This window comes from Pseudomonas sp. TE6288 (genome assembly GCF_054062095.1).
The window spans coordinates 169,677-181,253 of sequence record NZ_JBSSEW010000011.1 but is presented as its reverse complement, the minus strand read 5'-3'; the positions used below and the strand labels follow the sequence as shown (position 1 = coordinate 181,253).

The 11,577-nt window shown below is 64.2% G+C and carries 11 protein-coding genes; 5 read left to right on the top strand and 6 right to left on the bottom strand.

Features of this window, described 5'->3' with window-relative positions:
• Positions 1 to 15: 15 nt before the first annotated feature.
• The gene (locus tag ACVWY1_RS13630) at positions 16 to 726 is read left to right on the top strand and encodes a PqiC family protein (protein WP_038706898.1); all 711 of its coding nucleotides are present in this window, start codon (positions 16 to 18) and stop codon (positions 724 to 726) included.
• 195 nt (positions 727 to 921) lie between these two features.
• Here the strand turns inward: ACVWY1_RS13630 and ACVWY1_RS13625 are convergent, their stop codons facing one another.
• The gene (locus tag ACVWY1_RS13625; protein WP_457378398.1) at positions 922 to 2,373 is read right to left on the bottom strand and encodes a histidine kinase; all 1,452 of its coding nucleotides are present in this window, start codon (positions 2,371 to 2,373) and stop codon (positions 922 to 924) included.
• A gap of 135 nt (positions 2,374 to 2,508) precedes the next feature.
• Here ACVWY1_RS13625 and serB point away from each other — a divergent pair, with 135 nt between their 5' ends.
• Entirely contained in the window at positions 2,509 to 3,723 is a 1,215-nt protein-coding gene (gene serB, locus ACVWY1_RS13620; RefSeq protein ID WP_457378397.1) for a phosphoserine phosphatase SerB, read from the top strand.
• 161 nt (positions 3,724 to 3,884) lie between these two features.
• Here the strand turns inward: serB and asd are convergent, their stop codons facing one another.
• From asd to ACVWY1_RS13605, 3 genes are read right to left on the bottom strand one after another with little or no spacing between them, the layout of a single operon-like run.
• Positions 3,885 to 4,748: an archaetidylserine decarboxylase gene (gene asd, locus ACVWY1_RS13615; protein WP_038706897.1), complete on the bottom strand. Its 864-nt coding sequence runs from the start codon at positions 4,746 to 4,748 to the stop codon at positions 3,885 to 3,887.
• A gap of 9 nt (positions 4,749 to 4,757) precedes the next feature.
• On the bottom strand, positions 4,758 to 5,567 hold the full coding sequence (gene rhdA, locus ACVWY1_RS13610) for a thiosulfate sulfurtransferase (RefSeq protein WP_139673852.1): 810 nt from the start codon (positions 5,565 to 5,567) through the stop codon (positions 4,758 to 4,760).
• A gap of 45 nt (positions 5,568 to 5,612) precedes the next feature.
• The gene (locus ACVWY1_RS13605; RefSeq protein WP_457378396.1) at positions 5,613 to 7,148 is read right to left on the bottom strand and encodes an HDOD domain-containing protein; all 1,536 of its coding nucleotides are present in this window, start codon (positions 7,146 to 7,148) and stop codon (positions 5,613 to 5,615) included.
• A 130-nt stretch (positions 7,149 to 7,278) separates the two neighbouring features.
• On the opposite strand from ACVWY1_RS13605, the gene motA reads away from it, so the two are divergent.
• Positions 7,279 to 8,130 (top strand): flagellar motor stator protein MotA, encoded by an 852-nt coding sequence (motA, locus tag ACVWY1_RS13600; protein ID WP_023630652.1) that lies wholly within the window; start codon positions 7,279 to 7,281, stop codon positions 8,128 to 8,130.
• Positions 8,131 to 8,133: 3 nt separating this feature from the next.
• Positions 8,134 to 9,150, top strand: coding sequence for a flagellar motor protein MotB (gene motB, locus ACVWY1_RS13595; protein ID WP_102682172.1), 1,017 nt, complete (start codon positions 8,134 to 8,136; stop codon positions 9,148 to 9,150).
• Between the two features lie 32 nt (positions 9,151 to 9,182).
• On the opposite strand, the gene ACVWY1_RS13590 is transcribed toward motB, so the two are convergent.
• On the bottom strand, positions 9,183 to 9,662 hold the full coding sequence (locus ACVWY1_RS13590; RefSeq protein ID WP_102682171.1) for a molecular chaperone Tir: 480 nt from the start codon (positions 9,660 to 9,662) through the stop codon (positions 9,183 to 9,185).
• 146 nt (positions 9,663 to 9,808) lie between these two features.
• Positions 9,809 to 10,840 carry a small ribosomal subunit biogenesis GTPase RsgA gene (gene rsgA, locus ACVWY1_RS13585; RefSeq protein ID WP_102682170.1) on the bottom strand — a complete coding sequence of 344 codons (1,032 nt, stop codon included), beginning with the start codon at positions 10,838 to 10,840 and terminating at the stop codon, positions 9,809 to 9,811.
• 109 nt (positions 10,841 to 10,949) lie between these two features.
• Here rsgA and orn point away from each other — a divergent pair, with 109 nt between their 5' ends.
• Positions 10,950 to 11,492: an oligoribonuclease gene (gene orn, locus ACVWY1_RS13580; RefSeq protein ID WP_139673846.1), complete on the top strand. Its 543-nt coding sequence runs from the start codon at positions 10,950 to 10,952 to the stop codon at positions 11,490 to 11,492.
• The last annotated feature ends 85 nt before the right edge of the window (positions 11,493 to 11,577 follow it).

The window sequence follows — 11,577 nt, the reverse complement described above, 5'->3', positions numbered from 1 at the left end:
GCCTGGATGGGATGAATGAAATTTCTGCGCCTTCCATTTGCGCTGCTGATGACTGGCCTGTTGGGCCTGAGCGGGTGCAGCATGCACCAGCCGGTTGCCCTGTATCAGCTCGACAGCGGTGATCCCGGCCAGCCGACCCAGGCTGCGGGCATGGCGGTGGTGCTTGGCCCGGTATCGGTGGCCGACTACCTGCAACGCGAAACCTTTTTGCAGCGTCAGACCGATGGCAGCCTGACCGCCGCGACCGACGGTCGCTGGGCTGGCAGCCTTTCGTCGGATATCGACCAGTTGCTGGTACGCCAGCTGGCCTGGCGCCTGGACAGCCAACGCGTGGTGCTGGCGCCGGCAAGTGCCGGCTTCACGCCGGACGTGCAGGTGTTGCTATCAATCACCCGCCTGGACTCGGGCAAGAACCAGCCGGCGATCCTCGATGCGCAGTGGCGCGTGCTGGATCGCCGTGGCCAGGTGCGTGACAACCGTATCGTCCACCTCGAACAGCCCCATGCGGGCAGCGAGTCGGCGCAGGTTCAAGCCCAGGGGCAATTGCTGCAGAAGCTGGTCGAACAGCTGAGCACCACGGTCAAGCCGCTGGCCAACCAGCCGGCCATCGCCGAGGAAGCGCCTCGCAAGCCGGCCGCGCCGGTGCAGGTGAAGAAAGAGCCGGAGAAGCCGAAGATTCCGATGGCATCGCCGATTCGTACCGATATGGAAGTGTTCCGCTTCTGATATTGGCAGACATGAAAAAGCCCGCAGCGATGCGGGCTTTTTTGTGGCCTTTCGAGAATGCTGGGGGCGCTTTGCGCCCCTTTCGCCGCGGTTCGTCGCTATGACAAGCCACCTCCCAAAAAGAGCAGACCATGTACCTGTGGGAGCCGGCTTGCCGGCGAAAGGGCTGCGCCGCAGCCCCAGGCGTGTCTCAGGTCAGGCGCGGCGCTCGTGCATCCGCGCCAGTTGGCGCTCCAGCATGGACGGGTAAGGCTCCATCAGGCGCTCGACGCAGCACGCGCCCTCAGGACTGGCAATCGGCCGAATACGCGCCCGCTGGCGCACCAAGGAGTCATCGCTGATGCGGCGTTCCACCAGCAGCAGGTTGCGGCTGTGCTGCGACAGGGCCAGCGCGTCCTGGGCTTGTTCGGTCATCAGCAAGTCGACTTGATCCATGCCTTGCAGGTCGTCGGCCAGCACTAGGCCCAGCTGCAGTTGCAGGGTGATGCCGCTGTCGGCTACCTCGATCTGCAGGGCGTGGCCCAGGGCGCGCAGCAGCTCGCCACAGCAGATTGCGTTGGTGAGGTAGTCCTCGCCGCTGTCGCGGCTGTGGAACAGCAGCAGGGTACTGCCGTCGTTCAGGGTATGGACCTCACCTTCGTACAGCGAGGCGGCCTGGTCCAGGCAGTCGCGGTAGCGCTCCAGCAGTTCGGTCAGGCGAGTGCGTGGCAGGCGGCGCAGTTGCTCCTGGGAGCCCAGTTGCACGGCCAGCACGGCGCTGGACTGCGGTTCGTCGGACTCGACGATGGCAGGCTTGGCCGGAGTGCTTTGTTCATCCATCAGGTCGGCGAAGGCGTCGTCGTCATCCTCGTGATCGACTGACTGCGCCGCCACGTTCGCCCATGGGGCGACCTTGGCAGCGGGCGTGTCATCGAAATCGTCTTCCTCGTCCTCTGCTTCCGGCTCCGCTGGCGGCGGCGGGGCAAGGCGGGCGTGCAGCTGGCGGGCCAGGTCGCCGATCTCGTCCTGGCGGTCGATGCCCGGCGTGTAGGGGTGCGGATCACGCAACCAGACGCGCAGTTGCAGCAGCGGGGTGGAGATGAAACGGCCCAGACGCAGGCTGAGGGTCAGTGCCAGGGCCAACAGGATCGCGGCAAGGATGCCCATGCTCTGCAGGCTGATCAGCATCGGTTGCTGGAACTGGCTCATGTCCAGGCTGATGCGCAACTGGCCGGCGGTCACGTCCTGGAAGGTGATCTTGGTCTGGTAGACCCCTTCGGTTTCGCCCAGCAAACTATTGCGTGGGCGCTGGCCGGCCTCGGCGAGGATGCGGTTGTCCACGCTGTAGATGGCGGCATGGGCCACCAGCGGGTTCTTCACCAGGTTGCCGAGCAGCACGTTGAGGCTGAGGATGTCGTTGGACACCAGCAGCTCGGTGGCCGATGTGGCCGTTTGCGTGGTCAGGCTCTGGCCAACGGCATCGGCCTGCTCGTGCATGGCCTGCTTGAACTGCAAACCCATCACGCAGGCATAGATCACCAGGGCCAGGGCCACCAGGAAGATGTTATGGCTGGCAATGCGCAGGGCCAGGGGGATTCGGCGCTGGCTGAGGGCTCGGTAGATCATCAGGAAGAAGTTATCGGGTTTTACGGGCGTGGGCCGGTTCACAGAGCGCGGCTCTTCATGGCGAGAAAGTTGCTGGGCAGTATAGCGATACGTGTTTTGTCGGCAAAGTAGCGTTGGCGCCCGATGGTCATGGAAAATCGGTAGAATGCGCATTTTTCATCGAGTTGGAGCCCGGTCTTGCGCGAAATCGTCCTGATCAACATCACTGGTGAAGACCGTCCAGGTCTTACCGCGGCCATCACCGGCGTCCTGCTCCAGGGCGGTGTGAACATTCTCGACATCGGTCTTGCGGTCATGCACGGCACGCTGTCGTTCGGCATCCTGGTCGACATTCCCGACAATGAGGTGGCCACCGCGCTGCTGCAGAGCGTACAGGCCAAGGCCCATGAGCTGAACCTGCAGGCGCGCTACACGCCGATCTCCGAGGCCGACTACCAGCACTGGGCTGACAGCCAGGGCGAGCCCCGCCACATCGTCACCCTGCTCAGCCGCCGGGTCACTCCCCAGCAGTTGCAGCGGGTCAGCGCCATCATCAGCCAGTACGGCCTGACCATCGAGCGCATCGAGCGCCTGTCGGCCCGCGTGGCGCTGGATGTCCAGACCGAGAAGGGCAAATCCGCGCTGGAAATCTCCGTGCGTGGCGAAGCCAGCGATGCCCAGGCCTTGCGCGCCGACTTCTTCGCCCTGTCCGAAGAGCTGAACATCGACATCGCCTTCCAGCGCGACGACCTGTTCCGCCGCAACCGCCGTCTGGCGGTGTTCGACATGGATTCGACGCTGATCGAGGCCGAAGTCATCGACGAGCTGGCCAAGGCTGCCGGTGTCGGTGAGCAGGTGGCGGCGATCACCGAGCGCGCGATGCGTGGCGAGCTGGATTTCCGGGCCAGCTTCAAAGAGCGCATGGCGCTGCTCAAGGGCCTGGACGTGGGCGTACTGGACCAGATTGGCGCCTCGCTGCGCCTGACCGAGGGCGCCGAGCACCTGTTCGCCGAGCTCAAGCGCCTGGGCTACAAGACTGCGATCCTTTCCGGCGGCTTCTCCTACTTCGCCAAGCAGGTGCAGGCGCGCCTTGGTATCGACTACGTGTTCGCCAACGAGCTTGAAGTGGTGGATGGCAAGGTCACCGGCGTGGCCGTCGAGCCGATCGTCGATGCCCAGCGCAAGGCCGATCTGCTGCAACAACTGGCCGGTGAAGAAGGTCTGCAGCTCGAGCAGACCATTGCCGTCGGCGATGGCGCCAACGACCTGCCGATGCTGTCCCTGGCCGGCCTGGGTGTGGCGTTCCGCGCCAAGCCGCTGGTGCGTCAGTCGGCCAAGCAGGCGATCTCGACCCTGGGTCTGGATGGTGTGCTGTACCTGCTCGGCGTACGCGATCGCGAAGCACGCGGTTGATCTTGAGCCCTGGGGCTGCGCTGCAGCCCTTTCGCCGGAAAGCCGGCTCCCACAGAGGTTTGCGTTGTTACTGTGGGAGCCGGCTTGCCGGCGATGGACCGCGTAGCGGTCCCAATGAAAAAGGCCCTGCTGAGCAGGGCCTTTCTTGTTGCAGCAGTCAATCAGGCCTGGGCCGGCTGCGCCAGTAGCTCACCCATGCGCACGGCGGAGCCGGCACCGAGGCTCTCGGCCCACTTCACCTGCTCTGGCCCGAACAGCACGATGGCGGTGGAGCCCAGCTTGAAACGGCCCAGTTCGGCGCCTTTCTCCAGATGGATCGGCGCACGGCTGGCGTCGTCATAGCGGAAGGTCTTCAGCTCGCGCTTCGGCGGCGTGACCAGGCCGGCCCAGACAGTCTCGATCGAGGCGACGATCATCGCGCCGACCAGTACCACGGCCATCGGGCCGCGCTCGGTGTCGAACAGGCAGACCACGCGCTCGTTACGTGCGAACAGCTCCGGTACGTTCTCTGCGGTGGTCTGGTTGACCGAGAACAGCCGGCCCGGCACATAGACCATTTCGCGTAGGGTGCCGGCCAGCGGCATGTGCACGCGGTGGTAGTCCTTGGGCGAAAGGTAGATAGTGGCGAACTCGCCGCCCATGAACGGCGCGGCCAGGGCCGGGTCGCCGCCGAGCAGCTCCAGGGCGCTGTAGCCGTGGCCCTTGGCCTGGAAGATGCGGCCGTGCTCGATCGGGCCGAGCTGGCTGACCGCGCCGTCGGCCGGGCAGAGGATCGCGCCGGGGGTCTCGTCCAGCGGGCGGGCGCCGGGCTTGAGGGCGCGGGTGAAGAAGGCGTTGAAGTGCTCGTAGGCGCTGAGGTCTTCGACCAGTGCCTCGGACATGTTCACCTGGTAGCGCTTGGCGAACCAGGCGGTGAAGGCGTTCTTGAACCAGCGTGCGCGGCACTCGGCGACGCAGCCGGCCAGCCGCGACAGCAGGTGGTGCGGCAGCAGGTACTGGCTGATGATGAACAAGCGGGATTTCATTGAGCGTCCTTAAACTTCGACGGGCGTGTCGGGGTGGTTGCCCCATTCGCCCCAGGAACCGGCATAGCCCTTCACCCGTGGATAGCCGAGGGCCTTGGCCACGAGGTAGGTGAAGCCGGAGCGGTGGTGGGTCTGGCAATGGGTGATCACTTCCTTGTCGGGGGTGATGCCCAGGTTTTGCAGGACTTCGGCGATATCCTCGCGGATGCGCAGGTGGTCGTTGAGGTCCATGCCGGCGGTCCACTCGAAGTTGATCGCGCCGGGAATATGCCCGCCTTTGGCAGCCAGCACTTTCTCGCCGCTGTATTCCAGTGGTCCGCGCGCGTCCCAGATGACCAGGTCGGCGGCGCCCAGGCGGCTTTGCAGGTACTCGCGGGTGGCGGTGGGCTCCGGGTGCAGGCGCAGGTTCACCGCGCCGCCCATGCTGGCGGGCACCTCGGTGGACAGTTTGTCCGCCGGCCAGGCCTGTATGCCGCCGTTCAGGTAGTGATAGCGCTGGTGGCCAATCACGTCGAGCAGCCAGATGAAACGGCCGGCCCAGCCGCCGCCTTCGTCGTCGTAGACCACATAGACCGCATCGTCGCGATGACCGAGTTCGGCGAACAGCTTTTCCAGGTCGGCGCGTGCCGGCAGCAGGCCAGGTGCAGGCGGCTGTCCCAGCTGGGTGCGCTTGGGATCGACGAAGCGCGCCCCGGGGATGTGGCCGCTGCCATAGCGGTTGGCGCTGGTCAGGTCGACCAGGATCAGTTGCGGCGATTCCAGGCGCGGCAGCAGGTCCTCGGCTTCGATCACCAGGGGCAAGCCGGAAAAGTCAGTCATCCACGGTCTCCAGGGTGCAAAGGGGGCGATTGTAGCGCAAGGCAATCATGAATGGCGGTTGCCGAAGAGGGCCAGGGCGCGCTCGATGCATTGCACGGTTTTACCGAATGCCTGCACGCTGACATCGGCCAGCGGTTTGCCGTCCAGGTCCGCCACCGCCAGCATCAGCACCTGGTCGCCGACCGCCAGCGAGCGCAGCAGCAGGTGTTCGCTGCGGAAGAATGCGCGCAGTGGCGCCGGCAGCAGTGCGGTGAACTGGGCGTGATTTTCGGGCGTCAGGCGCAATTGCCCGGCCTTGCTCATCAGTTTCTGCAGGAGTTTGTTCTGCGCGATCGGCAACGCAATGACGCCGGCTTCCTTGGGCAGGCCCGCAGTCTGCTGCACCCGCAGGTAGTCGGTAGCCTTGTCCAGGCTCAGCAGCATCAGACGCTGCATGCCGCACGCCAGCAGCGCTTCGCGGGCCTGGGTGGCCAGGTGCACGGTATTGCTGAACGGGCTCGGCTGGGCGAGCAACTCCTGGCACAACCTGCGCCAGCGACCAAGGTCCTCGGTGCTGGGCGGTGGCGGCGTGAGCATGTCCGGGTGTGGACGGCGCTGGTGCCAAGGCCAGATCAGCGCCTCGGCCGGGTGGAACAGGGCATGCCGGGCGTGATGGCGGGCACTGGCCGCGGCCTGCTGGTGAACCTGCTGCTGGACATCGTCCAGCGTGGTCTGCAGATAGAGGGCTGTAAGCAGCTGCCAGCGCAGCAAATGCGGATTGTCCCAGCCGACCTGGGCGGCCAGGGCAAGGCCGTTGGCCAGCAGCACGGTATTCGGGGGCTGGTTGAACCAGCGGCGCAGGGCCGGCTCTTCGTCCAGGCGCTGCTGCTGGACAAGCGGGTCCTGCTCGCGGGCGATGCTTAGCACCTGCGCCAGCTGTTCGCGCTCGTCCATCAGCAGGCGGTAACCCTGGGTCACCCACTCGGGCAGGCGCCAGTGCTCGGCCATGGCCTGGCACAGTAGCATGATGCGCACGCCGAACAGTTGCTGTTCGACTTCAGCGGCTTCCTCGCCCTTGTGGATAACTCGCAGCTCCCAGGTATCCAGCAGCTTGGGATAGACCAGGGCCAGCGGCCACAGGGGCGAGAGGAACAGCAGGCTGCCCCAGTGGATCTCCTGCCACAGGCGCGCCAGGCGGCTGGCGAACAGGCCGTTGGCTTGCTGGGTGGCATGCTGGCTGATCAGCAGGAACTGGCGCAGGACCGGCGGGATCTCGTCGGCCGGCAGCGATGGCAGGCGTGCCAGCAGTTGGCTGACGCGGGCCAGGCCAAGGCGGTTCAGGGCTATTTCCAGGCTCTCGGCCGGTTCGGCCTGGCTGGCGTTGGCCGGGTGGTTGGCCTCGCGCAACACGCAGAGCACCAGCGCGGGGCTATCCTGCATCAGTTCGGCGATATCGCGCAGGGAGCGACGGCTGTCGTTGATAGCCTGCAGCACCCGATCATGGCTCTCTTTCGGCACCGGTACGCGGACCCCGTCGAGCAGCTTGATCCAGGCCTCTAGACTCGACGGAGCCTGACTTGGCACCTTGGTTTCAATTGGCATATTGACATCAGTCCGAACTGGCTTTTCGCAATGAGTGGCTATAGTCTGGCGCAGTTCTGCCGATAAGTAGAAGAAGAGTTTTCAAGCTTCCGTTCCCTATCCTGACCACGACAGCAAGTGCTTCCAACTTATGGCTAAAATTATCGGCATCATCGTCGTATTCGCGAGCGTGCTCGGCGGCTACGTGCTTTCCCACGGCAAGATCGCGGCACTGATCCAGCCGTTTGAAGTGCTGATCATCGGCGGCGCGGCCTTTGGTGCGTTCCTCCAGGCCAACCCTGGTTACATGACCATGCATGTGATCAAGAAGTCGCTGAAGATGTTCGGCACCCGTTTCACCCACACCTTCTACCTGGAAGTGCTGGGCCTGGTGTACGAGATCCTCAACAAGAGCCGTCGTGAAGGCATGATGGCGATCGAAGGCGACATCGAGGACGCCGCGGCCAGCCCGATCTTCGCCAAGTACCCGGCGGTGCTGGGTGATGAGCGCATGACCGCGTTCATCTGCGATTACCTGCGGATCATGTCCACCGGCAACATGGCGCCCCACGAGCTCGAAGGCCTGTTCGACATGGAGCTGCTGAGCATGAAGGAAGAGCTCGAGCACCCGTCCCACGCAGTGACCGGGATCGCCGACGGCATGCCCGGCTTCGGTATCGTCGCGGCGGTACTGGGTATCGTGGTGACCATGGCCTCGCTGGGTGACGGTGACCAGAAGTCCATCGGCCTGCACGTCGGTGCGGCGTTGGTCGGTACCTTCTTCGGTATTCTTGCTGCCTACGGCTTCTTCGGCCCGTTGGCCAATGCCCTGCGCCATGATGCCAAGGAAGAGTTGAACGTCTACGAGGCGATCAAGGCCTCGCTGGTGGCCTCGGCTTCCGGCATGCCGCCGTCGCTGGCGGTCGAGTTCGGTCGCAAGGTGCTGTACCCGGCGCACCGCCCGAGCTTCGCCGAGCTGGAACAAGCAGTACGCGGTCGCTAAGCCATGGAGAACAATCAGCCCATCATCGTCAAGCGCGTCAAGCGCTTTGGCGACGGCCATCACGGCGGCGCCTGGAAAATCGCCTTCGCCGACTTCGCCACGGCGATGATGGCGTTCTTCCTGGTGCTGTGGTTGCTGTCGACCGCCACGCCTGAGCAGAAGATCGCAATCGCCGGTTACTTCAAGGACCCGATCGGTTTCTCCGAAAGCGGTACGCCCTACATCATCGATCTGGGTGGCTCGCCAGAACTGGCACCGGAAAAGACCATCAACCCGGAAGTGAAGTCCGAGCCGACGCCGGATACCAGCCTGCAACTGGACAAGGATCAGGTCGAGACCATGGCCGAGCAGGTCGAGCGCGAGCGCCTCGAGCTGCTGCTGCAGGAGCTGCAGAACAAGGTCGAGGAAAACCCGCAGCTGCAGAAGTTCAAGGACCAGATCCTGTTCGAGATCACCCAGGACGGCCTGCGCATCCAGATCATGGATGCCGAGAACCGGCCGATGTTCGACCTGGGCAGCGCACGCCTGCAGCCGTACTTCGAAGACATCCTGCTGGCCATGGCCGACACCATCAAGGCGGTGCCGAACAAGATCAGCATCAGTGGCCATACCGATGCCAAGCCGTACTCCGGTACCGGCGATTTCGGTAACTGGGAGCTGTCGGCCAACCGCGCGAATGCGGCGCGTCGTGCATTGGTCGCTGGGGGCTATCCGGATGAGCAGGTGGCCCGCGTGGTCGGTTATGCTTCGTCGTCGCTGTTCGACCGTGCCAACCCGTTCAACCCGGTCAACCGCCGTATCGACATCATCGTCCTCACCAAAAAGGCGCAGCGCGATATCGAGGGTGAACAGGGCAAGCCGGAGGCTGCGCCGCCTGCCGCTGACACACCGCCTGCGAGCGCAGCGCCAGGTGCGGCCGCGACACCGGGCGATACGCCGATGCAGCCGCGTGAGCTGCGCCAGAAGCTGAACATCTTCGAAGATGGCGTATTGAAGATGGACGAGGCCAAAGACCAGTAAGTAACAGGGGCCGCTTTGCGGCCCCGATGCATTCAGAACCCCCGCCTGATCTTGGCCTTGAGATCGGCATGGAAGAAATCCGCATTGTCCCTGTCCGACACTGCGCCGCCCCCGGCCGGCGAAGCCATGGCCCGGCCAAAGGTCTGTTCGTCATGATAGGCGCGCACGAACAGGTCGATATGCTCTCGCTCCCGCATTACTGGCCACTTGCCCAAGCGCTGCGGCAGGTCAGTCGAGCCAGCATGGTAGAAAGTCACCCGCCGATGCGCCATGGCCGCAGCGCCCAGTAGCCAGGCCGTCCACCAGCCTTCGGCATGGGCCTCGCAGAGCACTCCGATCCAGTGAGTGGCATCGGCCATGTGTTGGCAAAAGCTGCCATGCAGGTCGTCGTGGGTCTGCCCTTCACTGTCGAAGGGGACGAGTTGGGTGGGAATGCCTTCTAGTAGCAGCCACTCGTTCAGGATGAAGGCATCGAGCCGTTCGTTCTGGTGGTAACTGATGAATACCGGCATCTGTGCTGCCCTCCCTGATCAATACCGATGACAAGGCCATGACCATCAGGGAAAGCAGCTGGAGGGACAATAGGCGACCGCAATACCGGAGCGGTCCTACCTACTCCGGTAAAATTTCCTACGATGCTGGCGTGTTTGCCGCCACCTCAATAGGTGTCTTCCGGCAAGCTGGCGATGATCGAACGGTAGCTGTTCATTCGTTGTTGAGTAACGCTGCCGTCCTCCAGGGCCTTGAGCAGCGCACAGCCAGGTTCGCGGTCATGCTTGCAGTCGCGGAAGCGGCAGTTGCCGATCAGTTCGCGGAATTCGATGAAGCCATCTTCGACATCATCACGGCTGACATGGCCCAGACCGAATTCGCGGATGCCCGGCGAGTCGATCAGGTCGCCGCCATTGGGGAAGTGATAGAGGCGCGCGGTGGTGGTGGTGTGAGTGCCCTGGCCGGACCATTCCGACAGGTCGCCGACACGGGTGCCTGCATCAGGCAGCAGGCTGTTGACCAGCGAGGACTTGCCCACGCCCGACTGGCCGACGAACACGCTGATATGGCCGTCTAGTGTCTGCTGCAGGCGCTGCATGCCATCGCCCTGGTGCGCGGAAACCTCCAGCAGCGGGTAACCCAGGCCGCGGTAGACCTCGAGCATGGCGTTGAGAGTCGGGGCGTTCTCGTCGTTGATCAGATCGGCCTTGTTCAGCAGCAGCAGCGGGCGGATGCCGGCATGCTCGGCGGCGACCAGGTAACGGTCGATCAGGTTGGGATGCGGTTCGGGCGCAGGGGCGAAGACAATGACGATCAGGTCGACGTTGGCCGCCACCGGCTTGAGCTGGCCATGGTTGTTCGGCCGGCACAGCTCGGTGCTGCGCGGCATCTGCGCGACAATCACGCCGATCCCCTGGTTGCCAGCGCGCCAGACCACACGGTCGCCGGTCACCAGCGCCGGCAGGTTGGCCCGCAGGTGGCAGCGGAACACCTGGCCCGCAACCTCGCCGTCCTGGGCCTCGACCTCGACCTGCACGCCGAAGTGGGCAATCACCAGGCCCAGTTGCTCTGGCCCCAGGTCGCCGCCTTCCAGTTCCTGCAGCACGTGCTGCTCGCGTTTGGCGGCGCGGGCGGCGCGCTCACCCTGGATCTTTTCGATGCGCCAGTTCTGGCGGCGGTTGAGCTGGCGTTTGGCCATGAAGGTTCCGAGTAGGCGGGGCAGAAAGAAAACGGCGGGCAGTTTAGCACGGCACGCCCACGAGCTGCCCCGCTAGGCTAATATGACGGGCTATTCGAGGAGCCTTTTCATGCAGAACCCACAGAATCTGATCTGGATCGATCTGGAGATGACCGGCCTGGACCCGGACAACGACGTCATCATCGAGATGGCTACCATCGTCACCGACAGCGAGCTCAATACCCTGGCCGAGGGGCCGGTGATCGCCATTCACCACAGTGATGAGGTGTTGGCGCGGATGGACGAGTGGAACACCCGCACCCATGGCAACTCAGGACTCACTCAGCGCGTACGCGAGAGCAAGGTGAGCATGGCCGAGGCCGAGGCGCAGACCATCGCCTTCCTCGAGCAGTGGGTGCCGAAGGGCAAGTCGCCGATCTGTGGCAACAGTATCTGCCAGGACCGCCGCTTCCTCTATCGGCACATGCGCGAGCTGGAAAACTACTTCCACTATCGCAACCTTGATGTGTCCACGCTCAAGGAACTGGCCGCGCGCTGGGCGCCGGAGGTGCGTGACAGCTTCAAGAAGGGCAGCACCCACCTGGCGCTGGATGACATCCGCGAGTCGATCGGTGAGCTGCGCCACTATCGCGAGCACTTCATCAAGGTCTGACCTTGCCGTGCGCCGACGATCATCGGCGCGCCCCTTTTGGTGCTCCGCGTGACTGGGTAGACTGCGCGCCTTTCCCGCACGGACC

Bases quoted from the DNA above. Each gene is read 5' to 3' on its own strand.
- ACVWY1_RS13605 (WP_457378396.1), bottom strand. From the start codon at position 7,148: ATGCCAATTGAAACCAAGGTGCCAAGTCAGGCTCCGTCGAGTCTAGAG.
- ACVWY1_RS13590 (WP_102682171.1), bottom strand. From the start codon at position 9,662: ATGCCGGTATTCATCAGTTACCACCAGAACGAACGGCTCGATGCCTTC.
- asd (WP_038706897.1), bottom strand. From the start codon at position 4,748: ATGAAATCCCGCTTGTTCATCATCAGCCAGTACCTGCTGCCGCACCAC.
- motB (WP_102682172.1), top strand. From the start codon at position 8,134: ATGGAGAACAATCAGCCCATCATCGTCAAGCGCGTCAAGCGCTTTGGC.
- orn (WP_139673846.1), top strand. From the start codon at position 10,950: ATGCAGAACCCACAGAATCTGATCTGGATCGATCTGGAGATGACCGGC.
- ACVWY1_RS13630 (WP_038706898.1), top strand. From the start codon at position 16: ATGAAATTTCTGCGCCTTCCATTTGCGCTGCTGATGACTGGCCTGTTG.
- rsgA (WP_102682170.1), bottom strand. From the start codon at position 10,840: ATGGCCAAACGCCAGCTCAACCGCCGCCAGAACTGGCGCATCGAAAAG.
- motA (WP_023630652.1), top strand. From the start codon at position 7,279: ATGGCTAAAATTATCGGCATCATCGTCGTATTCGCGAGCGTGCTCGGC.
- rhdA (WP_139673852.1), bottom strand. From the start codon at position 5,567: ATGACTGACTTTTCCGGCTTGCCCCTGGTGATCGAAGCCGAGGACCTG.